This is a genomic window from Pseudomonas sp. HC1(2025) (genome assembly GCF_058742075.1).
This window is the reverse complement of the sequence record NZ_CP196017.1, coordinates 4,846,360-4,871,172: the sequence shown is the minus strand read 5'-3', so window position 1 is coordinate 4,871,172 and position 24,813 is coordinate 4,846,360. Positions and strand designations below refer to the sequence as shown.

The 24,813-nt window shown below is 60.9% G+C and carries 26 protein-coding genes; 14 read left to right on the top strand and 12 right to left on the bottom strand.

Features of this window, described 5'->3' with window-relative positions; translation table 11 throughout:
- Positions 1-15 precede the first annotated feature (15 nt).
- Positions 16-303 (bottom strand): Asp-tRNA(Asn)/Glu-tRNA(Gln) amidotransferase subunit GatC, encoded by a 288-nt coding sequence (gene gatC, locus ACSSVH_RS21790; protein ID WP_003216077.1) that lies wholly within the window; start codon positions 301-303, stop codon positions 16-18.
- Positions 304-513: 210 nt separating this feature from the next.
- On the opposite strand from gatC, the gene mreB reads away from it, so the two are divergent.
- The 8 genes from mreB (at position 514) to tldD (ending at position 11,660) form a co-directional block, all read left to right on the top strand.
- A complete protein-coding gene (gene mreB, locus ACSSVH_RS21785) occupies positions 514-1,551 on the top strand; it encodes a rod shape-determining protein MreB (RefSeq protein ID WP_002555108.1) in 1,038 nt (345 codons plus the stop codon).
- Positions 1,552-1,689: 138 nt separating this feature from the next.
- Complete coding sequence (gene mreC / locus ACSSVH_RS21780) at positions 1,690-2,751, top strand: rod shape-determining protein MreC (RefSeq protein ID WP_492634729.1); 1,062 nt, start codon at positions 1,690-1,692, stop codon at positions 2,749-2,751.
- A complete protein-coding gene (mreD, locus tag ACSSVH_RS21775) occupies positions 2,751-3,239 on the top strand; it encodes a rod shape-determining protein MreD (RefSeq protein ID WP_169950909.1) in 489 nt (162 codons plus the stop codon). The genes mreC and mreD overlap by 1 nt, the downstream gene beginning before the upstream one ends.
- A 50-nt stretch (positions 3,240-3,289) precedes the next feature.
- Positions 3,290-3,886 carry a Maf family protein gene (locus ACSSVH_RS21770; protein WP_169950906.1) on the top strand — a complete coding sequence of 199 codons (597 nt, stop codon included), beginning with the start codon at positions 3,290-3,292 and terminating at the stop codon, positions 3,884-3,886.
- A gap of 69 nt (positions 3,887-3,955) precedes the next feature.
- Entirely contained in the window at positions 3,956-5,413 is a 1,458-nt protein-coding gene (gene rng / locus ACSSVH_RS21765) for a ribonuclease G (protein ID WP_169950904.1), read from the top strand.
- A gap of 75 nt (positions 5,414-5,488) precedes the next feature.
- The gene (locus ACSSVH_RS21760) at positions 5,489-9,304 is read left to right on the top strand and encodes a YhdP family protein (protein ID WP_492633709.1); all 3,816 of its coding nucleotides are present in this window, start codon (positions 5,489-5,491) and stop codon (positions 9,302-9,304) included.
- Between the two features lie 48 nt (positions 9,305-9,352).
- Positions 9,353-10,201 carry a carbon-nitrogen hydrolase family protein gene (locus tag ACSSVH_RS21755; RefSeq protein ID WP_169950900.1) on the top strand — a complete coding sequence of 283 codons (849 nt, stop codon included), beginning with the start codon at positions 9,353-9,355 and terminating at the stop codon, positions 10,199-10,201.
- Between the two features lie 16 nt (positions 10,202-10,217).
- The gene (tldD, locus tag ACSSVH_RS21750; protein ID WP_169950898.1) at positions 10,218-11,660 is read left to right on the top strand and encodes a metalloprotease TldD; all 1,443 of its coding nucleotides are present in this window, start codon (positions 10,218-10,220) and stop codon (positions 11,658-11,660) included.
- Positions 11,661-11,705: 45 nt separating this feature from the next.
- Here tldD and yjgA read toward each other — a convergent pair whose 3' ends face one another.
- Positions 11,706-12,227 (bottom strand): ribosome biogenesis factor YjgA, encoded by a 522-nt coding sequence (gene yjgA, locus ACSSVH_RS21745; RefSeq protein ID WP_029291815.1) that lies wholly within the window; start codon positions 12,225-12,227, stop codon positions 11,706-11,708.
- Positions 12,228-12,335: 108 nt separating this feature from the next.
- Here yjgA and pmbA point away from each other — a divergent pair, with 108 nt between their 5' ends.
- The 6 genes from pmbA (at position 12,336) to ACSSVH_RS21715 (ending at position 17,607) form a co-directional block, all read left to right on the top strand.
- Positions 12,336-13,682: a metalloprotease PmbA gene (gene pmbA, locus ACSSVH_RS21740; RefSeq protein WP_169950896.1), complete on the top strand. Its 1,347-nt coding sequence runs from the start codon at positions 12,336-12,338 to the stop codon at positions 13,680-13,682.
- 151 nt (positions 13,683-13,833) lie between these two features.
- Complete coding sequence (locus ACSSVH_RS21735; RefSeq protein ID WP_169950894.1) at positions 13,834-14,229, top strand: FagA protein; 396 nt, start codon at positions 13,834-13,836, stop codon at positions 14,227-14,229.
- Complete coding sequence (locus tag ACSSVH_RS21730; RefSeq protein ID WP_169950891.1) at positions 14,222-15,598, top strand: class II fumarate hydratase; 1,377 nt, start codon at positions 14,222-14,224, stop codon at positions 15,596-15,598. Before ACSSVH_RS21735 ends, ACSSVH_RS21730 begins: the two co-directional genes overlap by 8 nt.
- A gap of 27 nt (positions 15,599-15,625) precedes the next feature.
- The gene (locus ACSSVH_RS21725) at positions 15,626-16,069 is read left to right on the top strand and encodes a DUF2753 family protein (RefSeq protein WP_170056738.1); all 444 of its coding nucleotides are present in this window, start codon (positions 15,626-15,628) and stop codon (positions 16,067-16,069) included.
- Position 16,070: 1 nt separating this feature from the next.
- The gene (locus ACSSVH_RS21720) at positions 16,071-16,682 is read left to right on the top strand and encodes a superoxide dismutase (protein WP_492633708.1); all 612 of its coding nucleotides are present in this window, start codon (positions 16,071-16,073) and stop codon (positions 16,680-16,682) included.
- A gap of 31 nt (positions 16,683-16,713) precedes the next feature.
- The gene (locus ACSSVH_RS21715) at positions 16,714-17,607 is read left to right on the top strand and encodes a ZIP family metal transporter (protein WP_169950885.1); all 894 of its coding nucleotides are present in this window, start codon (positions 16,714-16,716) and stop codon (positions 17,605-17,607) included.
- 121 nt (positions 17,608-17,728) lie between these two features.
- Here the strand turns inward: ACSSVH_RS21715 and ACSSVH_RS21710 are convergent, their stop codons facing one another.
- The 10 genes from ACSSVH_RS21710 to ACSSVH_RS21665 form a co-directional block, all read right to left on the bottom strand.
- Positions 17,729-18,001 carry an HPr family phosphocarrier protein gene (locus ACSSVH_RS21710; RefSeq protein ID WP_170041742.1) on the bottom strand — a complete coding sequence of 91 codons (273 nt, stop codon included), beginning with the start codon at positions 17,999-18,001 and terminating at the stop codon, positions 17,729-17,731.
- Positions 18,002-18,017: 16 nt separating this feature from the next.
- The gene (rapZ, locus tag ACSSVH_RS21705; protein WP_169950881.1) at positions 18,018-18,875 is read right to left on the bottom strand and encodes an RNase adapter RapZ; all 858 of its coding nucleotides are present in this window, start codon (positions 18,873-18,875) and stop codon (positions 18,018-18,020) included.
- Positions 18,876-18,877: 2 nt separating this feature from the next.
- Positions 18,878-19,342, bottom strand: coding sequence for a PTS IIA-like nitrogen regulatory protein PtsN (ptsN, locus tag ACSSVH_RS21700; RefSeq protein ID WP_492633707.1), 465 nt, complete (start codon positions 19,340-19,342; stop codon positions 18,878-18,880).
- A 12-nt stretch (positions 19,343-19,354) separates the two neighbouring features.
- Positions 19,355-19,660 carry a ribosome hibernation-promoting factor, HPF/YfiA family gene (gene hpf, locus ACSSVH_RS21695; protein ID WP_032860085.1) on the bottom strand — a complete coding sequence of 102 codons (306 nt, stop codon included), beginning with the start codon at positions 19,658-19,660 and terminating at the stop codon, positions 19,355-19,357.
- A 75-nt stretch (positions 19,661-19,735) separates the two neighbouring features.
- A complete protein-coding gene (locus ACSSVH_RS21690; RefSeq protein WP_169950879.1) occupies positions 19,736-21,229 on the bottom strand; it encodes an RNA polymerase factor sigma-54 in 1,494 nt (497 codons plus the stop codon).
- Between the two features lie 184 nt (positions 21,230-21,413).
- On the bottom strand, positions 21,414-22,139 hold the full coding sequence (gene lptB / locus ACSSVH_RS21685) for an LPS export ABC transporter ATP-binding protein (RefSeq protein WP_029291791.1): 726 nt from the start codon (positions 22,137-22,139) through the stop codon (positions 21,414-21,416).
- On the bottom strand, positions 22,139-22,672 hold the full coding sequence (gene lptA, locus ACSSVH_RS21680; RefSeq protein ID WP_169950877.1) for a lipopolysaccharide transport periplasmic protein LptA: 534 nt from the start codon (positions 22,670-22,672) through the stop codon (positions 22,139-22,141). Before lptA ends, lptB begins: the two co-directional genes overlap by 1 nt.
- Positions 22,659-23,231, bottom strand: coding sequence for an LPS export ABC transporter periplasmic protein LptC (lptC, locus tag ACSSVH_RS21675; RefSeq protein WP_169950875.1), 573 nt, complete (start codon positions 23,229-23,231; stop codon positions 22,659-22,661). Before lptC ends, lptA begins: the two co-directional genes overlap by 14 nt.
- Before the next feature lie 8 nt (positions 23,232-23,239).
- Complete coding sequence (locus ACSSVH_RS21670; RefSeq protein WP_492633706.1) at positions 23,240-23,764, bottom strand: KdsC family phosphatase; 525 nt, start codon at positions 23,762-23,764, stop codon at positions 23,240-23,242.
- Positions 23,765-24,739, bottom strand: coding sequence for a KpsF/GutQ family sugar-phosphate isomerase (locus ACSSVH_RS21665; protein WP_169950873.1), 975 nt, complete (start codon positions 24,737-24,739; stop codon positions 23,765-23,767).
- Positions 24,740-24,813: the final 74 nt, after the last annotated feature.

The following is a 24,813-nucleotide window of genomic DNA, read 5'->3' as shown; positions in this document are numbered from 1 at the left end:
GCAGGCTCTTTCCCTTTAGTCGATGACTTTCGGAACCAGGTACAGGCCGTTTTCGACCGCTGGTGCGATGGACTGGTAGGCCTCGCGATTATTGCGTTCGGTCACGACGTCTGCGCGCAGGCGCTGGCTGGCTTCCAGTGGGTGGGCCAGGGGTTCGATGCCGTCGGTATTCACCGCCTGCATCTGGTCGACCAGCCCGAGAATGCTGTTCAGGGCTGCGGTGGTCTGTGGAAGATCGGCTTCATTGAGGCCCAGGCAGGCCAAATGAGCGATTTTTTCCACGTCGGAGCGTTCAAGCGCCATGGGATTCTCCAGTGGAAAACAGAACGGAAGCTATCCGTGTGTTAGATTGTCGGAACACTACCGCATTTCTACGGTCATAAGGCCGCGATTGTGGGGTTAGGTGCACAGAAAGTCGGCCAATTTAGCACATTGGCGCCTTGCCCAAAATCCCTGTCGTTGTTAGAGTTTGCCGCACTTTTTTACCCACGCGTTGCCTAGGGTCCCTTTCCCATGTTCAAGAAACTGCGTGGCATGTTTTCCAGCGATCTTTCCATCGACCTGGGCACTGCCAACACCCTTATTTACGTGCGCGAGCGCGGTATCGTCCTGAATGAGCCATCGGTTGTGGCCATTCGGACCCATGGTAATCAGAAAAGTGTCGTTGCCGTGGGCACCGAGGCCAAGCGCATGCTCGGCCGCACACCTGGCAACATTGCCGCCATTCGTCCGATGAAAGACGGCGTGATCGCCGACTTCAGCGTCTGCGAGAAGATGCTGCAGTACTTCATCAACAAGGTTCACGAAAACAGTTTCCTGCAGCCCAGCCCTCGTGTGCTGATCTGCGTACCGTGCAAATCCACCCAGGTGGAGCGTCGGGCCATCCGTGAATCGGCCCTTGGTGCCGGTGCCCGCGAAGTGTTCCTGATCGAAGAGCCAATGGCTGCTGCCATCGGTGCCGGCCTGCCGGTTGAAGAGGCGCGCGGTTCGATGGTGGTGGATATCGGTGGCGGTACCACAGAAATCGCCCTGATTTCCCTCAATGGCGTGGTGTATGCCGAATCCGTGCGGGTTGGCGGCGACCGCTTCGACGAAGCGATCATCACTTATGTGCGTCGTAACTACGGCAGCCTGATCGGCGAATCCACCGCCGAGCGCATCAAGCAGGAAATCGGTACCGCTTACCCGGGCGGCGAAGTGCGCGAAGTCGATGTTCGCGGTCGCAACCTGGCCGAAGGCGTACCACGTGCCTTTACCCTGAACTCCAATGAAGTGCTGGAAGCTCTGCAAGAGTCCCTGGCCACCATCGTTCAGGCAGTAAAAAGCGCGCTGGAGCAATCGCCGCCGGAGCTGGCTTCCGATATCGCCGAGCGTGGCCTGGTGCTGACCGGTGGTGGCGCCTTGCTGCGCGACCTCGACAAGCTGCTGGCCCAGGAAACCGGTCTGCCGGTGATCGTCGCCGAAGACCCGCTGACCTGCGTTGCCCGTGGCGGTGGTCGTGCACTGGAAATGATGGATAAACACACCATGGACCTGCTCTCCAGCGAATAAGATCGTTGGTTGCACCATGTTTCGCCAACAGGCAGCACTTTGCAGTGCTGCCTGTTGGCGTTTATCTTCTTCAATCTGCATCCAGGCCGGTTTGATGCCGTATGAATAAAGAGAATATCTGCCCGGGAGGAGTGGCCTATTAAACCGCTCTTCACTAAAGGCCCCTCATTGGGCGTGCGCTTGTTGGTGCTGGTCGTGCTATCGGTCGCGCTGATGGTGGTCGATGCCCGCTTCACACTGCTCAAGCCAGTGCGTAGCCAAATGTCGCTGGTATTGATGCAGTCCTACTGGATCACCGACCTGCCGCAACGGCTATGGCAAGGCGTGGCCAGCCAGTTTGGCAGCCGTACCGAGCTTGTGGCCGAAAACGAAAAACTCAAGACCGAAAACCTGCTGTTGCAGGGGCGCATGCAAAAGCTGGCGGCCCTGACCGAGCAGAACGTTCGGCTGCGCGAGTTGCTCAATTCTTCCGCGCTGGTCAATGAAAAGGTCGAAGTGGCCGAGTTGATCGGCATGGACCCCAACCCCTTCACCCATCGCATCATCATCAACAAGGGCGAGCGCGATGGTGTGGTCCTTGGCCAGCCGGTGCTCGATGCCCGTGGCCTGATGGGCCAGGTGGTGGAGTTGATGCCCTATACCTCCCGCGTGCTGCTGCTGACCGACACCACCCACAGCATTCCGGTGCAGGTCAACCGCAATGGCCTGCGGGCGATTGCCAGCGGCACCGGTAACCCGGAGCGCCTGGAGTTGCGGCATGTGGCGGACACCGCCGACATCAAGGAAGGCGACCTGCTGGTCAGCTCCGGCCTTGGCCAGCGCTTCCCGGCGGGCTATCCAGTGGCGACGGTCAAGGAAGTGATCCACGATTCCGGCCAGCCGTTTGCGATTGTCCGCGCCGTGCCGACGGCCGCGCTGAACCGTAGCCGCTACCTGTTGCTGGTGTTCAGCGACACGCGTACGCCGGAAGAGCGCGCCAACGAAGCCGCCCAGGCCCAGGAAGCGCAGGACAAGCAAGACGGCACCACGACGCCGGTTATTCCGGCAACCGTACCCAAACCGGCGGCACCCGTGGCGACACCGGTTGCACCTGCCGCGCCTGCTGTGGTGACACCTGCCAAACCGGTGGCCCAACCGGCTCGGCCGGTCAAGCCAGCGGCGGCACCTGCACCGGCAACCACTCGACAAGGGGCGCAATAATGGCCGGCACTCATTCGCGTAATGGCTGGATGGTCTGGTTGACCTTTGCCATCGGCATGCTGCTCAGCGTTTCGCCGATGCCGCAATTCATGGAAATCCTGCGCCCGCTGTGGCTGGCGTTGCTCCTGGCCTTCTGGGCGCTGGCCCTGCCGCACAAGGTCGGCATGGTCACGGCCATGTGCCTGGGGCTGGCTGAAGATGTGATGTATGGCACGTTGCTCGGCCAGAACGCCTTGATTCTTACGCTGATTACCTTCCTGGTGCTGTCGTTGCAGCAACGCCTGCGGATGTTCCCGATGTGGCAGCAGTGCCTGGTGATCCTGGTGATTTTCGGCCTGGCCCAATTGGTGCAGCTGTGGCTCAGTGCCCTGACCGGCAACCGCCAACCGACCCTGGCGCTGGTCTTGCCGGCCCTGGTCAGCGCGCTGCTGTGGCCATGGGTCAGCTTCGGCCTGCGTGGGTTGCGTCGCCGCTATAAAATCAATTGAGTGGGTCGCGAGGCTCTGCCTGGTTATCGAACCCACAGGGAGAGTCTGCAATGCATGCACTTTATCTGGCCTCCGGCTCTCCTCGGCGGCGTGAATTGCTGACCCAGATCGGCGTGCCGTTCACTGTGGTCAGCGCGGCTATCGATGAAACACCCCTGGGCGACGAGTCGCCGGCGTCCTACGTCGAACGCCTGGCCCGTGGCAAAGCCGCCGCAGGCCTGGCGACACTGGCCGATACCGCCAATGCCTGCGTGCTGGGCGCCGATACCGCCGTCATCCTGGATGGCCGGATCCTGGGCAAGCCCCTGGACCAGGCCGATGCCCTGGCCATGTTGCTGGCCCTTTCTGATCGTGAACACGAAGTCCTCACCGCCATTGCCGTGCTCAGTGACCTGCGCTGCGAAACGCGCCTGGTCAGCAGCCGCGTGCGCTTTCGCCAGGTTTGCACACACGAGGCAACGACTTACTGGCACAGCGGGGAGCCTCAGGACAAGGCGGGCGGCTATGCTATCCAAGGCTTGGCGGCGGTATTTGTCGCCGGGCTAAATGGCAGTTACTCCGCGGTCGTTGGCTTGCCGGTCTGCGAAACAGCAGAACTGCTGGGCCATTTCGGCATACCCTGTTGGCAACACCTTTCCGTGCGCTGAACGCCTAACTCCAGCGCCATATTTAAGCGATCGGCCACTATTGTGAAAACGCCTGAACGAGACCCAGCCATGAGTGAAGAGATTCTGATCAATATCACGCCGATGGAATCGCGCGTGGCGGTGGTAGAAAACGGTGTTTTGCAAGAAGTGCACGTCGAGCGCACCCAGAAGCGCGGGATTGTCGGCAATATCTATAAAGGCAAGGTTGTAAGGGTGTTGCCGGGCATGCAGGCGGCCTTTGTCGATATCGGCCTGGACCGCGCGGCGTTTATCCATGCCTCGGAAATTTCCCTGCGCGAAGGCCCGGCGGTTGAAAGCATCAGCGCCCTGGTGCATGAAGGGCAGAGCCTGGTGGTGCAAGTCACCAAGGACCCGATCGGCTCCAAGGGCGCGCGCCTGACCACACAGTTGTCGATTCCTTCGCGTTACCTGGTGTACATGCCGCGCACTGCCCATGTCGGTATTTCCCTGAAAATCGAAGACGAAGGTGAGCGTGAGCGCCTGAAAAAGGTCGTCAGCGATTGCGTGGCGGCCGAAGGCATCAAGGAGGCCGGCGGCTTTATCCTGCGTACCGCCGCCGAAGGTGCCGGTGCCGATGAAATCCTCATGGACATCCGCTACCTGCGGCGCCTGTGGGACCAGATCGGTGCCCAGATCAAGACCGTCGGCGCGCCGAGCGTCATCTATGAAGACCTGGGCCTGGCCCTGCGGACCTTGCGCGACCTGGTCAGCCCCAAGATCGAGAAAATTCGCATCGATTCGCGGGAAACCTTCCAGCGCACCACGCAATTTGTTGCCGAACTGATGCCGGAAATCGCCGACCGCCTGGAGCACTACCCCGGTGAACGGCCGATTTTCGACCTATATGGCGTCGAGGACGAAATCCAGAAGGCCCTGGAGCGCAAGGTGCCACTCAAGTCTGGTGGCTACCTGGTGGTCGACCCGGCAGAAGCCATGAGCACCATTGATGTGAACACCGGTGCTTTCGTCGGCCATCGCAACCTTGAAGAAACCATCTTCAAGACCAACCTCGAGGCCGCCACCGCCATTGCCCGCCAACTGCGCCTGCGCAACCTGGGCGGGATCATCATCATCGACTTCATCGACATGGAAGATGAAGAGCATCAGCGCCAGGTATTGCGCACCCTTGAAAAGCAACTAGAGCGCGATCACGCCAAGACCAACATTATCGGGATCACCGAGTTGGGCCTGGTGCAGATGACCCGCAAACGCACCCGCGAGAGCCTTGAGCAGGTGCTGTGTGAGCCGTGCAGCAGTTGCCAGGGGCGCGGCAAGTTGAAGACCCCGGAAACGGTTTGCTACGAGATTTTCCGGGAAATCCTGCGGGAGGCACGCGCTTACCAGGCCGAGGGTTATAGAGTCCTGGCCAACCAGAAGGTGGTGGACCGGTTGCTGGACGAAGAGTCGGGCAACGTCGCGGAATTGGAGGGCTTTATTGGCCGCACCATCCGTTTCCAGGTCGAAACCATGTATTCCCAGGAACAATACGACGTGGTGCTGCTCTGATCCGCATCAGTCTTTTTCAACGAGACCGCCAGACCTTGATCTGCCGTCCGACTATTACCTTGAGGGTCGCCTGACATGGAGCGTCTGCAACGCTTTTTTGCCGCACTGACCCGTTGGGGCCTTGGCCTGTGTGCATTGCTGTTGGTACTGGCGGCGGTCTACGTCAGCCTGGGCCGTGAATTGACGCCATTGGTGGCGGAGTACCGCGGCGAAGTCGAGGTCAAGGCCCAGGCGGCGGTTGCTATGCCCCTGAGTATTGGCAGCCTGGAGGGGCGCTGGAGCGGTTTTGCCCCGGTATTGCTGGCCCATGACGTGATGGTCGGTGAAGGCAGCAGTGCCTTGCGCCTGGACCAGGTGCAAGTGGTGCCCGACCTGTGGGCCAGCCTGCTGGCGTGGGATGTGCGCATTGCCCATCTGGAAGTCAGCGGCTTGCAGCTCAGCGTCAAGGAAGACCAGGACGGCCGCTGGGCGTTGCAAGGCCTGCCGGTGCAGGACGACCAGCCCCTGGACCCCGAGCAACTGCTCAAGCGCATGCAGGCGGTGGCCAAGGTCTCGCTGCTGGACAGCCAGGTCACCTTGCAGCCGTTCGAGCAAGCGCCGCTGACCTTGACCTATGTGGGGCTGAGCCTGCAAACCGGCAGCACCCGCCAGCGCCTGGATGCGCGCCTGACCTTGCCCGATGGGCAACCGCTGGCCCTCAGCCTGCGCACGCGGATCCGTGCCAGCCAGTGGCGCGACGGTGAAGTGCAGGCCTACCTGAGCCTGCCCCAGAGCAATTGGGCGCAGTGGATTCCGGCGAAGTTGACTCGGGACTGGAAACTCAGCGAGTTGAAAGCCGGCGGTGAATTCTGGCTGACCTGGGCCAATGGCACGCTGCAAAGCGCCGCCGCCCGGCTCAATGCGCCACAGGTGAAGGTCCGTTATGCCCAGCGCAAGCCCACGAGCATCCAGAACCTGGGCCTGACGGCTTACCTGCAGCGCAGCGACAGCGGCCTGAAGGTGATCTTCGATTCGTTGGCCATGAACCTGGGCGACACCCGTTGGGAGTCGCACCTGCAATTGCAGCAAACCCTGGCCACTGATAAGGCGCAGGAAACCTGGAGGCTGCAGGCCGACCGCCTGGACCTGACACCGATTACCCCTCTGCTCAACGCCCTCGCGCCATTGCCGGAAGGTTTTGCCAAGACCGTCGAAGCGTTGAAGGCCACGGGCGTGCTGCGCAATGTGCTGATGGATTATCGTCCCCAGGACGCGGGCGATCAGCGCGTGAGCTTTGCTGCCAACCTCGAGCGCGTGGGCTTTGACGCCTATTTCGGCGCGCCGGCAGCCCGCAACGTCTCCGGCAGCATCAGCGGTGACCTGGGCCAGGGCGAACTGCGCATGGACAGCAAGGATTTCGTCCTGCACCTGGACCCGATTTTCGCCAAGCCCTGGCAGTACCTCCAGGCCAACGCGCGCCTGACGTGGAAGCTGGATAAGCAAGGCTTCACGCTGATCGCGCCGTATATCAAGGTGCTGGGGGAAGAGGGCAAGATCGCGGCGGATTTCCTGATTCGCCTGCATTTCGATCATAGCCAGGAAGACTACATGGACCTGCGGGTCGGCATGGTCGATGGCGATGGGCGCTTTACCCCCAAATACTTGCCGGCGGTCCTGAGCCCGGCCCTGGATGAATGGCTGCGTACGGCAATTCTCAAGGGCGCGGTCGATGAAGGCTTCTTCCAGTATCAAGGCTCGCTGAACCACGATGCGGTGACGGCGGCACGCAATATCAGCCTGTTCTTCAAGGTGCATGATGCCGAGTTGGCGTTCCAGCCGGGCTGGCCTCATGTGAGCAAGGTGGCCGGTGAAGTGTTTGTCGAAGAGACCGGCGTGCGCATCCTGGCCAGCAAGGGGCAATTGCTCGATACCAAGGTCAAGGGGATCTACGTCAACATTCCCCATGCGTTGCCCGGCCATGACAGCCATCTGCTGCTGACGGGCGGGTTTGCCGGTGGGCTGGGGGACGGCCTGAAGATCCTCCAGGACGCGCCCATCGGTACGGCATCGACGTTTGCCGGCTGGAAGGGCGAGGGCGACCTGCAAGGTTCCCTGGACCTGGATATTCCCCTGGCCAAGGGCACCGAGCCGAAGATCGTGGTGGACTTCAAGACCGACAAGGCGCGCCTGCAACTGGCCGAGCCGACCCTGGACCTGAACCAGCTCAAGGGTGAGTTCCGCTTCGACAGTGCCAAGGGCCTGAGTGGGCAGAACATCAGCGCCCAAGCCTTCGACCGGCCGATCACGGCGCAGATTGCGGCCGGTGGCAGACCGGGCAATCTCAGCACGCGGGTCACGGCCAAGGGCCAGGTGACGGTCAAGCGGCTCACCGACTGGCTGAAAGTCAGCCAGCCGCTGCCCGTATCCGGAGATATCCCTTATCAACTGCAACTGGACCTGGACGGTGCCGACAGCCAGTTGCGGGTCAGCTCCAGCCTCAAGGGCGTGGCGGTGGATTTGCCTGCGCCATTTGGCATGCCCGCCAGCCAGGGCCGTGACAGTGTGTTGCGCATGACGTTGCAGGGCGCGGAGCGGCGCTACTGGTTTGATTACGGCGAGTTGGCGAACTTTACCTTTGCCGCTCCGGCGAACAATTTTGCCCAGGGCCGTGGCGAGCTGTTCCTCGGGGATGGCGATGCCTTGCTGCCCGGTGGTAAGGGCCTGCGGATTCGCGGGGTATTGTCGGAGCTGGATATCGATCCCTGGAAGAAGTTGGTCGACCGCTACGCCGGCAATGACCCAGGCGGCAATGCCAAGCAACTGTTGAGCAGTGCCGACTTCAAGATCGGCAAGCTGAAAGGGTTTGGTACCCAACTCGACCAGGTCGCCCTGAAACTGGACCGCAAGCCTGCCGCCTGGGGCTTGCAGCTCGAAAGCCAGCAGGTCAAGGGTACTGTGGGCCTGCCGGATGCCAAGGGCGCCCCCATTGCCATCAACCTGCAGTACGTGAAGTTGCCGGCGGTCGATCCTACGGTGCAGGCCGATGAAAACGCGCCTGATCCCCTGGCGAGCATCGATCCCAAGGACATTCCCGCGCTGGATATCGCCATTGCCCAGTTGTTCCAGGGGCCTGACTTGATCGGCGCCTGGTCGTTGAAGGTGCGCCCGACAGCCAAGGGCATGGCGTTCAACAACCTCGACCTGGGCCTCAAGGGCATGCAGCTCAAGGGGGCCGGTGGCTGGGAGGGTGCGCCGGGCGCCAGCAGCAGTTGGTACAAGGGGCGCCTGGACGGCAAGAACATCGCCGATGTGCTCAAGGGCTGGGGTTTTGCGCCCACGGTCACCAGCCAGGACTTCCATCTGGATGTTGACGGGCGCTGGCCGGGTTCGCCCGCGTGGGTTGGGCCCAAGCGTTTTTCCGGCAGCCTGGATGCTTCGTTCCGCAAGGGCCAGTTTGTCGAGGTCGAGGGCGGTGCCCAGGCGTTGCGGGTATTTGGCCTGCTGAACTTCAACTCGATTGGCCGGCGTTTGCGCCTGGACTTCTCGGATTTGCTTGGCAAGGGCCTGAGCTATGACCGGGTCAAGGGCCTGCTGGCCGCCAGTAATGGTGTGTTTGTGACCCGCGAGCCGATCATCCTCACCGGGCCGTCGAGCAACCTGGAGCTTAACGGCACCCTGGACCTGGTGGCCGATCGTGTGGATGCCAAGTTGCTGGTGACTTTGCCGGTGACCAACAACCTGCCGATTGCCGCGTTGATTGTGGGCGCGCCGGCCATTGGTGGCGCGTTGTTCCTGATCGACAAGCTGATCGGTGATCGGGTGTCGCGTTTCGCCAGCGTCCAGTACAAGGTGGAAGGGCCCTGGAAAGATCCCAAAATCACCTTTGACAAGCCATTTGAAAAACCACAGTAAGCGCCTGTGGAGTAGCATGGCCCCATGCTTTTTTTGGAGTGTCGGCCCATGTGCTTTGCGGTAATCCAGATGGTCAGCCAGAGCGACGTCCTGGCCAACCTAGCCCAAGCCCGGAGCTTGCTGGAGCGGGCGGCGGCAGGGGGCGCGCAACTGGCGGTCCTGCCGGAAAACTTCGCCGCCATGGGCCGCCGCGACGTGGCGGCTATCGGCCGCGCCGAAGCGGTTGGCGAGGGGCCGATCCTGCCCTGGTTGAAACTGGCCGCCCGCGACCTCAACTTATGGATAGTGGCCGGTACCTTGCCATTGCCTCCCCTCGGGCAGCCCGACGCCAAGTCCAACGCCTGCTCGCTGTTGATCGACGCGCAGGGGCAGATCGCGGCCCGTTACGACAAGCTGCACCTGTTTGACGTGGATGTGGCTGACACGCGCGGTCGTTATCGTGAATCCGACGACTATGCTTACGGCAACCAAGTGGTGGTGGCCGATACGCCGGTAGGGCGTCTGGGGCTCACGGTCTGTTACGACTTGCGCTTCCCGGAGCTGTACAGCGAATTGCGCGCGGCGGGCGCCGAATTGATTACCGCGCCTTCGGCCTTTACGGCGGTAACCGGCGCGGCGCACTGGGATGTGCTGATCCGTGCTCGGGCAATCGAAACCCAGTGTTACCTGCTGGCGGCCGCCCAGGGCGGAGTACATCCGGGGCCGCGGGAAACCTATGGCCATGGGGCGATTGTCGACCCATGGGGGCGAGTGCTGGCACAACAGAATCAAGGCGAAGCGGTGTTGTTGGCCGAACGCGATAGCAGCGAACAAGCGTCGATACGGGCGCGCATGCCGGTGGCAGGCCACCGGCGCTTTTTCTCGCAGGGCGCGCAGCGACCTGCTTCAGAACGATGAATTTAAGGCCGAACCTATGAGCGAGTTGTTGTCCTCAGTCAGTGAACACCTCCTGGCGCCCGGTGGCGTGACCATCGAAAATTTGCAAACCGTACTGGGCGACCTGGCCGGGCCGGGCATCGATGCCGCAGACCTGTATTTCCAGGGCCAGATCTCCGAGTCATGGTCCCTGGAAGACGGGATCGTCAAGGATGGCAGCTTCAACATGGACCAAGGGGTTGGCGTGCGTGCGCAATCCGGTGAAAAGACCGGCTTCGCCTACAGCAATGCCATCACCCTGGAAGCCCTGGGCCTGGCCGCCCGCGCGGCGCGCTCGATTTCCCGTGCTGGGCAGAATGGCACCGTGCAAGCGTTCAGCACCCAGGACGTGACCCAGTTGTACGGCCCGGATAACCCGCTGGAAGTCATGACCCGAGCCGAAAAGGTCGAGCTGCTCAAACGCGTGGATGCTGCAACCCGTGCCCTTGACCCGCGCATCCAGCAGGTGAGCGTGAGCATGGCCGGGGTCTGGGAGCGGATTCTGGTGGCATCCACCGATGGTAGCCTGGCGGCGGATGTGCGGCCGCTGGTGCGTTTCAATGTCAGTGTGATCGTCGAGCAGAACGGGCGTCGCGAGCGCGGCGGCCATGGCGGCGGTGGGCGTACGGATTATCGCTATTTCCTCGCCGAAGACCGCGCCATGGGCTATGCCCGCGAGGCGTTGCGCCAGGCGCTGGTCAATCTGGAAGCCATCCCCGCACCGGCCGGTACGTTGCCGGTGGTGCTGGGCTCGGGCTGGTCGGGTGTATTGCTCCACGAAGCGGTAGGGCATGGCCTGGAAGGCGACTTCAACCGCAAGGGCAGTTCCGCCTACAGCGGGCGCATGGGCGAAATGGTCGCCTCCAAACTCTGCACCATCGTCGATGACGGCACGTTGGCTGGCCGCCGTGGTTCCCTGAGCGTCGACGACGAAGGGACGCCGACCGAGTGCACCACGCTGATCGAAAACGGTGTGCTCAAGGGCTACATGCAAGACAAGCTCAACGCGCGCCTGATGGGTGTGGCGCGCACCGGCAACGGTCGTCGCGAGTCCTACGCGCATTTGCCGATGCCCCGCATGACCAATACCTACATGCTCGCAGGCGAAAGCGATCCGGCAGAGATCATTGCCTCGGTGAAGCGCGGGATCTATTGCGCCAACCTTGGTGGCGGTCAGGTGGACATCACCAGCGGCAAGTTCGTGTTCTCCACCAGCGAAGCCTATTTGATCGAGGACGGCAAGATTACCGCGCCGGTCAAGGGGGCAACCCTGATTGGCAACGGCCCGGAAGCCATGAGCAAGGTGTCGATGGTCGGTAACGACCTGGCGCTGGACAGCGGGGTGGGGATGTGTGGCAAGGATGGGCAGTCGGTGCCGGTCGGTGTCGGCCAGCCAACTCTGAAAATTGATGCGATCACCGTGGGTGGCACGGGGTCGTAAGGCGTGGAGCTTCGGGTGGCGAAGACCGCCACCCGGGGAAGAGGATCAGCGCAGGCCGCGTTGAGTCTCGTCCAGCTCACGGATGTACTTGAAGATTTTACGGCTGGTGGCCGGCGCCTTGTTCTGTGCCAGTTCGTGCTGGGCCTGACGGATCAGGGAGCGCAGTTGCTGGCGGTCGGCATCCGGATAGTCCAGGACGAACTTCTCCAGTACAGCGTCGTCACCGCCGATCAGGCGGTCGCGCCAACGCTCGAGGTTATGGAAACGTTCGTTGTACTGGCGTGTGGAAGCATCGAGTTGGTCGAGCAAAGTCAGAATGGCGTCAGTGTCCTGGTCGCGCATCAGCTTGCCGATAAACATGATGTGCCGTTTACGCGCGATATTCGCGGTGTGCTTGGGTGCATCTGCCAGGGCCCGGCGCATTTCGTCGGTCAGAGGCAGTTTGGCAATCAAGTCCGGCTTGAGTGTTGTAAGGCGCTCGCCGAGATCAACCAGAGCATGCAGCTCGCGTTTGACCTGGGTTTTGCTTTTCTCCCCATCGAGGGAGTCGTCGTAAGAATCAACCATGGTGGCAGTCCGCAAAGAAACGCCGCCATGATAACCAGTCGGGGGCCGCTTGTCCGGCCCGGTCGCTCGATGGCCTTAACCGAAAGCAGAATTTGAGTGGAGAACACCATGAGTGCAGCCCAAAGCGTCGGTCCACAAGCGTTACCGGCACTGCAGGAACAAGTTGAACAGATCATCGCGGAGGCCAAGCGCCAGGGTGCCAGTGCCTGTGAAGTGGCGGTATCCCTGGAGCAGGGCCTATCGACTTCGGTACGCCAGCGGGAGGTGGAAACCGTTGAGTTCAACCGCGACCAGGGTTTTGGCATCACCTTGTATGTGGGGCAGCGCAAAGGCTCGGCCAGCACCTCGGCCAGTGGCCCGGAAGCCATTCGCGAAACCGTCGCCGCCGCCCTGGCGATTGCCAAGCACACTTCCGAAGACGAGGCCTCGGGCTTGGCGGATGCGGCCCTGATGGCGCGGGACCTGAAAGATTTCGATCTGTATCACGCCTGGGATATCACCCCCGAGCAGGCCATCGAAAAGGCCCTGGCCTGCGAAGCCGCGGCGTTCGACACCGACAGCCGGATCAAGAATGCCGATGGCACTACCCTGAGTACCCATCAAGGTTGCCGTGTGTATGGCAACAGCCACGGGTTTATCGGCGGCTACGCGTCGACACGCCATAGCTTGAGCTGCGTGATGATTGCCGAGGCCGATGGCCAGATGCAGCGTGACTACTGGTATGACGTAAGTCGCCAGGGTGAGCTGTTGGCGGACCCGGTGAGCATTGGCCAGCGCGCCGCACAACGGGCCGCGAGCCGCCTGGGCGCACGCCCGGTGCCGACGTGCGAAGTGCCGGTGCTGTTTTCGGCGGAGTTGGCGGGTGGCCTGTTCGGCAGTTTCCTGGGGGCGATTTCCGGGGGCAACCTGTACCGCAAGTCGTCGTTCCTTGAGGGCGCGCTGGGGCAGAAGTTGTTTCCCGAGTGGCTGACCCTGGATGAGCGCCCGCACCTGATGCGCGCCATGGGCAGCTCGGCCTTTGATGGCGATGGCCTGGCAACCTACGCCAAGCCGTTTGTCGAGAACGGTGAGCTGGTGTCCTACGTGCTCGGCACCTACGCCGGGCGTAAGCTCGGTTTGCCCAGCACCGCCAACTCCGGTGGCGTGCACAACCTGTTCGTGACCCATGGCGACGAAGACCAGGCGGCGCTGCTGCGGCGCATGGGCCGTGGCTTGTTGGTGACCGAATTGATGGGCCATGGCTTGAACATGGTGACAGGGGATTATTCCCGAGGTGCGGCAGGGTTCTGGGTGGAGAATGGCGAAATTCAGTTCGCCGTCCAGGAAGTGACCATCGCCGGCAACATGCGCGATATGTTCAAACAGATCGTCGCCGTGGGTAACGATCTGGAACTGCGCAGCAATATCCGCACTGGCTCGGTGCTGATCGAACGCATGACCGTCGCCGGCAGCTAAGTACCAACCGGTTACACAACAGCGCCACCCCAAGGGTGGCGCTTTTTTTTGCCTGGAATATCCCAAGGCCGACAAAGGTATAGGTTCAAGAGCTTGTTTTGATTCTCAATATCATTTAATAATAAATATCATTATCGAGTGAGCGTGGATCATGAGTTCTGTCCTGCACGAGGATCCCTACCTGGAAAGCTGGCGCTGGATGAGTCGCCAGATTCGCTGTGGGCTCAACCCTGACGAGCCGCGCCTGATCGAGCATTATCTGAACGAGGGGCGCTACCTGGCCTGCTGCACGGCTACGCACCCGTGGACCATCGCCGAGACCTCGTTCCGCCTGCTGATCGATACCGCCACCGATATCGCCTTGCCCTGGCATTGGCGCTCCACGTGCCTGGACCAGGCCTGGCGCCCGCTGCGCGACCTGGAAAACCTCTCTCACTGCGCCTGTCGCCTCAAGCGCTGGCAGACCTTTGCCTGGCAATTGGCGACTTGCGAACTGCAACCTTCGATTTCTCACTCCGACTTGGTGCAAGGATCTTCCGATGAGTAATACCCGTATCGAACGCGACAGCATGGGCGAACTGCGAGTGCCGGCCGACGCGTTGTATGGCGCACAAACCCAGCGTGCGGTGGATAACTTTCCGATCAGCCACCAGCGCATGCCGACCCAGTTCATCCGTGCCCTGATCCTGGCCAAGGCCGCGGCCGCCAAGGCCAACGTCGATCTCAAGCAGATCAGTGCAAGCCAGGGCAAAGCCATCGTCGACGCCGCCCAGGGTTTGCTGGAAGGTGACTTCATGCAGCACTTCCCTGTGGATATCTTCCAGACCGGCTCCGGCACCAGCTCCAACATGAATGCCAACGAAGTGCTTGCGACCCTGGCCAGCCGCCTGTTGGGCGAACCGGTCAACCCTAATGACCACGTCAATTGTGGGCAAAGCAGCAACGACATCATCCCGACCACCATTCACGTCAGCGCCGCGCTGGTGTTGCATGAACAGACGTTGCCGGCATTGCTGCACCTGGTTGAGGTGATCGAGCGCAAGGCGGTAGAGGTTCATCCGTTCATCAAGACCGGGCGCACTCACCTGATGGACGCCATGCCTGTACGCATGAGCCAGGTTCTCGAAGGGTGGGCGCAGCAACTCAAGGCCAATATCGCTCACTTGCAGGGCTTGTTGCCAAGCCTGCAGGCCCTGGCCCAGGGCGGTACTGCGGTAGGTACCGGGATCAATGCGCACCCTGAGTTTGCGGCGCGTTTCAGCCAGCAGTTGAGCAGCCTGACCCAGGTGCAGTTCACACCGGGTACGAACCTGTTTGCTCTGATTGGCTCCCAGGACACCGCCGTCGCCGTCTCCGGCCAACTGAAGGCCATTGCCGTGTCGCTGATGAAAATCGCCAACGACCTGCGCTGGATGAACTCCGGCCCACTCGCCGGTCTCGGTGAAATCGAGCTCGAAGGCCTGCAACCAGGCTCGTCGATCATGCCGGGCAAGGTCAATCCGGTGATTCCAGAGGCCACCGCAATGGTTGCGGCACAGGTGATCGGCAATGACAGCGTAATCACCATCGCCGGTCAGTCCGGCAACTTCGAACTCAACGTGATGCTGCCGATCATCGCCCAGAACCTGCTCAGCAGCCTGGAGCTGTTGGCCAACTCCAGTCGTCTGCTGGCAGACAAGGCCATCGCCAGCTTCAAGGTCAACGAACCCAAGCTCAAGGAAGCGCTGTCGCGCAACCCGATCCTGGTCACCGCACTCAACCCGATCATTGGGTACCAAAAGGCCGCTGAAATCGCCAAGAAAGCCTATCAACAAGGCCGGCCGGTGATTGATGTGGCGCTCGAGCACACCGACCTGCCCCGCAGCCAACTGGAAGTCCTCTTGGACCCGGAAAAGCTCACGGCGGGTGGCGTGTAATTACCGACCCTGCTTTGGAGGCTCACCATGGAGCACTGGAAACGCACGATCGAACGGGCCAATCGCTGCTTTGTGCAAGGCGAACTGGTGGATGCCCGCGAGCATTACCTGCAAGCCCTGGCCCTGGCCCAAGTGTTGTTCGAGCGCTGGGGTGATGCCGACGAGGCGGTGGCGGCCTGCGTCATTTCCCATCACAACCTGGCGGACCTGCATCTGCGCCTGAACCAGCCTGAAGAAAGCGCCGAATACCTCTGCGCCATTCACCAGCGCTTGCTGCAGACCATGCAGGACACCCGGCTGCCTCAAGCATTGCGCGAGGCAGCCTTGCGCCAGAGCAGCAAGACCTACGTCGAACTGTTGAATTTCATCAGCGATCACGGCGAGTACCCCCGTACCCATCGCTTGCTGGGCAGCAATACGGCGCAGACGGATGCGCCGACCCGCAACAGCCCTTTCTATGGAGCACATTGATATGTCCTACACCTTGCCTGTCTTGCCTTACGCCTACGACGCCCTGGAACCGCATATCGATGCGCAAACCATGGAAATCCACTACACCAAGCACCACCAGACCTACATCAACAACCTCAATGCCGCCGTCGAAGGCACCGAGTTCGCCGGCTGGCCCATCGAGAAACTGGTCTCCAGCGTCCAGCAACTGCCGGAAAAACTGCGCGCAGCGGTGATCAACCAGGGGGGCGGGCATGCCAACCACTCGTTGTTCTGGGCGGTCATGTCGCCCAAAGGCGGCGGCAAGCCCGAAGGCGCCCTGGGCCAGGCGATTGATGCGCAGTTGGGTGGCTTTGATGCCTTCAAGGAGGCCTTCACCAAAGCTGCGCTGACCCGCTTCGGCAGTGGTTGGGCTTGGCTGAGCGTGACCCCGCAAAAGACCCTGGTGGTCGAGAGCAGTGGTAACCAGGACAGCCCGTTGATGAACGGCAATACGCCGATCCTCGGTCTGGACGTCTGGGAGCACGCCTACTACCTGCTATATCAGAACCGCCGTCCTGAATACATCAACGCTTTCTACAGTGTTATCAACTGGCCGGAAGTCGCTGAGCGCTACCAGGCTGCACTGGCTTAATGCCCTCTCATAACAAGACCTAAGGCCGACTATGGGCACTGAAACACTGGCGATCAGCAGCGTACGAATGTTCCGCTATGCGTTTGGCTCGCTGCTGCTATTGGCGGGAACTGCATTGCTGGTGGCCCACGGGCTGGCCTGGCTGAACCTCGAGCCGCGGATCCTGCGTGCCCTGCAAGGTGGCGCAATCTGTGCCCTGGGCACTGCATTGGGCGCGGTGCCGGTACTGGTGATCCGGCGGATGCCGTTGGCGGTCAGCGACACACTGCTGGGGTTTGGCGCTGGCGTGATGTTGGCGGCGACCGCGTTTTCGCTGGTCGTGCCGGGGATTGCCGCCGCTGAAAACCTGGGGCTCAGCCCCTGGGCGTCCAGCGGCCTGATCAGCTTCGGCATCATGCTGGGCGCCTTCGGCCTGTTTCTGGTGGACCGCAAGGTCTCCGGTGCCAGTCCGGAGCTGCTGGTTGGCACCCCTGACAAACCGGTAATTCCACCACGCATCTGGCTGTTTGTATTTGCCATTATTGCCCACAACATCCCCGAAGGCATGGCGGTGGGCGTCTCGGCGGGGGGCGGCATGCCCGATGCCGACAGCCTGGCCATGGGCATCGCCTTGCAGGATGTACCGGAAGGGTTGGTGATCGCGTTGGTGTTGGCTGGGGCGGGGATGTCGCGGGTCAAGGCCTTCTTGATCGGCGCGGCATCCGGGCTGGTGGAGCCGGTGTTTGCCGTGTTGTGTGCCTGGTTGGTCAGCCTGGCCGAGATGCTGCTGCCTTTGGGCCTGGCCCTGGCGGCGGGGGCGATGCTATTGGTGGTGACTCATGAAGTGATCCCCGAGTCGCGCCGCAATGGTCATGACAAGCTCGCCAGCCTGGGGTTGTGCATTGGGTTTTGCCTGATGATGGCAATGGATACAGCGCTGGGCTGATGCCTAGCGCAAACCCAATGTAGGAGCTGGCTTGCCTGCGATGCAGGCACCCCGGTTTTTCGTCTAGACCGAGGTGATGCTATCGCAGGCAAGCCAGCTCCCACGCAAGCCCGTACAGGGGCTATTCGCCTTCATCGAAGTAATTGTTGATTAGCTTCACCAGCGCATCCAGCGCTTCCTGCTCCTGCTCACCTTCGGTCTTCAGATGAATCTTGGTGCCCTTGCCTGCGGCGAGCATCATCATGGCCATGATGCTTTTACCATCGACCATGGACTCCGGTGTACGCCCGGCACGCACCTGGCAAGGAAACTGGCCCGCTACCCCGACAAATTTAGCCGACGCGCGGGCATGCAGGCCCAGTTTGTTGATGATTTCAATTTCCAGAGCGGGCATCGCGAAGGTGTTCCTTTCAGCTGAGGTCGCGGTGGCGAACCTGGACATTCTTGAGGGTTTTCTGCAAGACCTGGCCCAGCCGCTCGGTCAGGTAGACGGAGCGGTGATGCCCGCCGGTACAGCCGATAGCGATGGTGACGTAGGCCCGGTTGCTGGCGGCAAAGCGCGGTAGCCACTTGAGCAGGTAGCTGGAGATGTCCTGGAACATCTCTTCCACATCCGGTTGCGCCGCCAGGTACTCGGCAACCGGTAGGTCCAGCCCGGACTGATCGCGCAGTTCCGGCTTCCAATAAGGGTTGGGCAGGCAACGCACGTCAAATACCAGGTCGGCGTCTACCGGCATGCCCCGCTTGAAACCAAAGGATTCAACCAGGAAGGCCGTGCCCGGTTCCGGTTGGTTCAGCAGGCGCAGCTTGATGGCGTCACGCAGCTGGTAAAGGTTCAGGCTAGTGGTATTGATCTTGAGGTCGGCCAAATCGATGATCGGCCCCAACAGCTTGGTCTCGTCTTCGATGGCTTCGGCCAGCGAGCGGTGTGGGCTGCTCAGCGGGTGGCGGCGACGGGTCTCCGAGAAGCGCTTGAGCAGCGTTTCTTCGTCGGCGTCCAGGTACAGCACGTCGCAATGAATATGCTTGGCACGTACCTCTTCAAGCAATTCCGGGAATCGCGTGAGGTGGCTGGGTAGGTTGCGTGCATCGATCGAAACGGCCACCAACGGTTGCGCCAGTTCGGTATGGATCAGCGCGCGCTCAGCCAGCTCGGGCAGGAGGCCAGCCGGCAAGTTGTCGATGCAATAGAAGCCGTTGTCCTCTAACACATTGAGGGCCGTACTTTTACCTGAGCCGGAACGCCCGCTGACGATGATCAAACGCATGATTACTGCCCGCTTTGCTCATCTAGGACAACCTGATACAGCGCTTCATTGGTGCTGGCGCTACGCAGTTTCTTACGTACTTCTTCACGGTCGAGCATGCTGGCGATCTGCCGGAGCAGCTCCAGGTGTGCATCGGTGGCCGCTTCCGGGACCAGAAGGACGAACAGCAGGTCAACCGGAGCGCCATCGATGGCGTCGAAATCAATGGGGGCGTCCAGGTGCAGCAGGGCGCTTACCGGTGTTTCACAGCCTTTGAGGCGGCAATGAGGAATAGCGATGCCGTTGCCAAAACCGGTCGAGCCAAGTTTTTCACGGGCGATCAGGGCCTCATACACGTCTTGCATCACCAGTTCAGGCACTTCGCGGCTGATCAGGTTGGCAATCTGTTCGAGGGCTTTCTTTTTACTGCCGCCCGGCGCGTTCACGAGGGAACGGCCGGGGGTCAGGATGGTTTCAAGTCGAATCATGGGTGGGGAGTGTTAGCGGCCTGTGCCTTGAAGAAGGCTCTGCTGCTTTTCCTTATGCTTTTTGATTTGGCGATCCAGCTTGTCGGTCAGGTCGTCAATGGCGGCATACATGTCTGAATGCTCTGCATTGGCGACTACTTCCCCGCCGGGTATACGCAAGGTGGCTTCGATTTTCTGCTTCAGCTTTTCGACAGACATGATGACTTGCACATTGGTGATCTTGTCGAAATGCCCCTCAATTCGTTTGAGTTTTTCGCTGATGTAGGCGCGCAGCGGTTCGGTCACTTCCAGTTGGTGTCCACTGATGTTGACTTGCATACAGCTTCTCCTTCGTTGCCAGTGCATAAAGCGGCGGGTAGGGATACCCGCCACTGGAACGCTGTGGCCTGCCCGTCACATCAACCGCTTACGCTCGCTGGAAGGCGCGATCCCAAGGGACTCGCGGTACTTGGCGACGGTTCGACGGGCGACCTGAATGCCTTGTGCTTCCAGTAAACCAGCGATCTTGCTGTCACTCAACGGCTTTTTCTGATTTTCCGCCGCAACCAGTTTTTTGATGATCGCGCGGATCGCCGTGGACGAGCATTCGCCGCCCTCGGAGGTGCTGACGTGGCTGGAGAAAAAGTATTTCAGCTCATATATACCCCGTGGGGTATGCATGAATTTCTGCGTAGTGACCCGGGAAATAGTCGATTCATGCATGCCGACAGCCTCGGCAATGTCATGCAGTACCAGCGGCTTCATCGCTTCGTCGCCGTACTCCAGGAAGCCGCGCTGATGCTCGACGATCTGGGTGGCCACTTTCATCAAGGTCTCGTTGCGGCTTTGCAGGCTCTTGATGAACCAGCGTGCTTCCTGCAACTGGTTGCGCATGAACGTGTTGTCGGCACTGGTATCGGCCCGGCGCACGAAGCCTGCGTACTGCGGGTTGACCCGCAGGCGTGGCACCGATTCCTGGTTCAGTTCCACCAGCCAGCGCTCGTTGTCCTTGCGCACAATTACGTCAGGTACGACATATTCGGCTTCGCTGGACTCGATCTGCGAGCCTGGGCGCGGGTTGAGGCTCTGTACCAGTTCGATGATCTGGCGCAGGTCATCTTCCTTGAGCTTCATCCGGCGCATCAGCTGGCTGTAGTCGCGGCTGCCCAACAGGTCGATGTAATCGGTGACCAGGCGTTGGGCCTCGGTCAGCCACGGTGTCTTGGCGGGCAGTTGGCGCAATTGCAGCAACAGGCACTCGCTGAGGTTGCGCGCGCCAATGCCGGCAGGCTCGAACTGCTGGATGCGGTGCAGGACCGCTTCGATTTCGTCCAGCTCGATATCCAGCTCCGGGTCGAAGGCCTCGAGGATTTCTTCAAGGGTTTCGTCCAGGTAGCCCTGATTGTTGATGCAGTCGATCAGGGTCACGGCGATCAGGCGATCGGTGTCGGACATCGGGGCAAGGTTCAGTTGCCACAGCAAGTGGCTCTGCAGGCTTTCGCCGACGGAGGTGCGGGTGGTGAAGTCCCACTCGTCATCATCGTTGCTGGGCAGGCTGCTGGCGCTGGTCTGGTAGACATCTTCCCAGGCCGTATCCACCGGCAGTTCATTGGGGATGCGTTCGTTCCATTCGCCTTCTTCCAGGTTATCCACCGTGGGTGCGGTTTCCTGGTAGGACGGTTCCTGGACGTCAGTGTTGGGTTTTTGCTCTATGTTGTCGGCCAGCGGGTCGGCATTATCGAAGTCGTCGCCTTCTTCCTGGCGTTCGAGCATCGGGTTGGACTCCAGGGCCTCCTGGATTTCCTGTTGCAGGTCCAGGGTCGACAATTGGAGCAGGCGGATGGCCTGTTGCAGCTGCGGTGTCATCGTCAGCTGCTGGCCCATTCTCAGGACTAGCGATGGTTTCATGGCAGGGGCTTAACACCTTATTCGCCGGCGCAATGCGCCATCCACGACAGGGCGCGTGAGCGCCAAACATAAGCAAATTATATGCCTGATATCGGGGGCTTTGCCTAGAGCGCGGTAACAATAAAAATAATGAGGTTTTTATTGACTCCCGCGCCTGATGGCGAATGTCCTGACACCCCAGCGCTTACAGGCGGAACTCGTGCCCCAGGTACACTTCCTTGACCAGTTCGTTGGCCAGGATGGTGGCGGAGTCGCCTTCGGCAATCAGTTGGCCGTCGTTGACGATGTAGGCGGTTTCGCAGATATCCAGGGTCTCACGCACGTTGTGGTCGGTGATCAGTACGCCGATCCCCTTGGCCTTGAGGTGATGGATGATCTGCTTGATGTCGCCTACCGAAATCGGGTCGACACCGGCGAAGGGTTCATCCAGCAGGATGAACTTCGGTGCAGTGGCCAGGGCGCGGGCGATTTCCACGCGACGGCGCTCGCCGCCGGACAGGCTCATGCCGAGGTTGTCGCGAATGTGGTTGATGTGGAACTCCTGGAGCAGGCTTTCCAGCTCCTGGCGGCGTCCGTCGCGATCCAGTTCCTTGCGGGTTTCAAGGATCGCCATGATGTTGTCGGACACCGACAGTTTGCGGAAGATCGACGCCTCCTGGGGGAGATAGCCGATCCCGGCCCGTGCACGACCGTGCATGGGCTGGTGGCTGACGTCCAGGTCGTCGATCAATACGCGACCCTGGTCCGCCTGGACCAGGCCGACAATCATGTAGAAGCAGGTGGTCTTGCCGGCACCGTTGGGGCCAAGCAGGCCGACGATCTGGCCGCTGTCGATCGACAGGCTGACGTCGCGCACGACCTGACGGCTTTTATAGGCCTTGGCCAGATGCTGGGCTTTCAGGGTTGCCATTACTGGGCCTTCTTCTTCGGCTGGATAACCATGTCGATGCGCGGACGTGGCGCAGTGACCTTGGTGCCATTGGCGCGGCCGGCAGTGGCTACCTGCTTGACGGTGTCGTAGACGATTTTCTCGCCTTCGGTCGAGTTGCCGTCACTGCTGATCACTTTGGCGCGGTCGGTCAGTACGATGCGATTCTGCGGGGCATGGTACTGGATGGTCACGCCGTAGCCCTTGATCGGAGCTGGGTCGGTCGCCGCCTGTTGCTGCTCGAAATAGGCCAGGTTGCCCACCGAGGTCACGACGTCGATGTCGCCAGCCGGGGTGCGGGTCAGGGTCACGGTATTGCCGGTAATCTTCATCGAGCCTTGAGTGATGATTACGTCGCCCTTGTAGGTCGCGATACCTTGTTTGTCATCCAACTGCGCATCGTCAGCCTGAATGTGGATCGGTTGCTGGCTATCGTTCGGCAGAGCCCAGGCGCTCACGCTTCCCAGTGCTGCGCCCAGACCGAGCAAAATAGGGAGGGTTTTAACGAGCCTCATACTGTCCTCTTACGTTCGATAGCAGGTGTATCCTGCTTTCTTTCAAATACGCTTTCATTCCCTTGCCAGTCGATACACCGCCAGCGCCGTCGATTCTAACGTCTTGCTCGGTCTGCGCATATTGCTTCTGTGGGAATACGGTCATGCGACTGCTGGTAATAATGGTGTCGCGGTTCTGGGCGTCAGTGCGGGCAACACGCACCGAGTCGATCAGCTCCACTTCGGTACCGTCCGGGTTGACCTCGCCACGCTTACTGGTGACGTGCCACGGAAATTCGGTGCCGCGATACAGGTTCAGGTCCGGATTGGTCAGCAGTGTGACCTCCGAAGCCTTCAGGTGTTCGACCTTGTCCGACGTCATTTCGTACTGCACCTTGCCGTCTGGCAGGAACTGCACGCTGTAGGCGTTGGTGGCGTAATAGTCGATGGCGCCCTGGTCGACCTGCGCGACAGGCTGGTCGAGGAAGCGCTCCGGACTGATATTCCAGTAGCCCACCGCGAGGAACAGCGCGGCGATGGCTCCGAATATCAGGAAGTTGCGAATCTTTTTGCTCAGCATAGAAGGCTCTATAGGTAGGCGGCGTGGGCCGCTTCAAGGCTGCCCTGGGCGCGCAGGATCAAATCGCAGAACTCGCGCGCGGCACCTTCGCCGCCACGGGCCTGGGTAATGCCGTGGGCGTGTTCGCGAACAAATGACGCGGCATTGGCCACCGCCATGCCCAGGCCGACGCGGCGAATCACCGGCAAGTCAGGTAAGTCGTCACCCAGATAGGCGACCTGCTCATAGCTTAGGTTGAGTTTCCCAAGAAGCTCATCCAGGACCACCAGTTTATCCTCGCGGCCCTGATACAGGTAAGGAATCCCCAGGTTTTGTGCGCGGCGTTCCACGACCGGGGTCTTGCGACCACTGATAATCGCGGTTTGCACGCCAGAGGCCATCAGCATCTTGATGCCCTGGCCGTCCAGCGTGTTGAACGTCTTGAATTCACTGCCGTCTTCGAGGAAGTACAGGCGGCCATCGGTCAGCACGCCGTCCACATCGAAAATTGCCAGTTTGATGGCCTTGCCCCGTTGCAACAGGTCGTTGCTCATTTACATCACTCCTGCGCGCAGCAAATCGTGCATGTTCAGGGCGCCAATCGGATGATCGGCATCATCGACCACCACCAGGGCGCCGATTTTATGATCTTCCATGATCTTCAGGGCTTCCGCCGCGAGCATTTCGGCACGGGCGGTCTTGCCGTGGGGGGTCATGACTTGATCGATAGTCGCGGTATGGATATCGATGGTGCGGTCCAGGGTGCGACGCAGGTCGCCGTCGGTGAACACCCCGGCCAGGCGCCCGTCGGCCTCGAGGATCACGGTCATGCCCAGGCCCTTGCGGGTCATTTCCATCAGCGCGTCCTTGAGCAGGGTGCCGCGCTGTACCTGTGGCAGCTCATCGCCAGCATGCATGACGTTTTCCACTTTCAGCAGCAGGCGACGGCCAAGGGCGCCACCCGGGTGGGAAAAGGCGAAGTCTTCGGCGGTAAAACCACGGGCTTCCAGCAAGGCTACGGCTAGCGCGTCGCCCATGACCAGGGCGGCGGTGGTGGAGGAGGTCGGCGCCAGGTTCAGTGGGCAGGCTTCATGGGTCACATGCACGTTCAGGTTCACTTCGGCGGCCTTGGCCAGCGTCGAGTCCGGGTTACCGGTCATGCTGATCAGCTTGATGCCCAGGCGCTTGATCAGGGGCAGCAGGGTCACGATTTCGTTGGTGGTGCCGGAGTTGGACAGGGCGACGATCACGTCGTCGCGGGTAATCATGCCCATGTCACCGTGGCTGGCTTCGGCCGGGTGCACGAAAAAAGCCGTGGTGCCGGTGCTCGCCAGGGTGGCGGCAATCTTGTTGCCGACATGGCCTGACTTGCCCATGCCGACCACGACAACCCGGCCTTTACTGGCCAGGATCATCTCGCAGGCGCGTACGAAATCTGCGTCGATATGGGCCAGCAAGCCTTCTACGGCTTCAAGCTCGAGGCGGATGGTGCGTTGTGCGGATTGAATAAGGTCGTTGGATTGGCTCATGTCTGAAATCGTATAGCCTGACGAAAAGTCGGCGATTATAGCGGGATTGAGCAATTCCCTCACGCAAGTTCGTC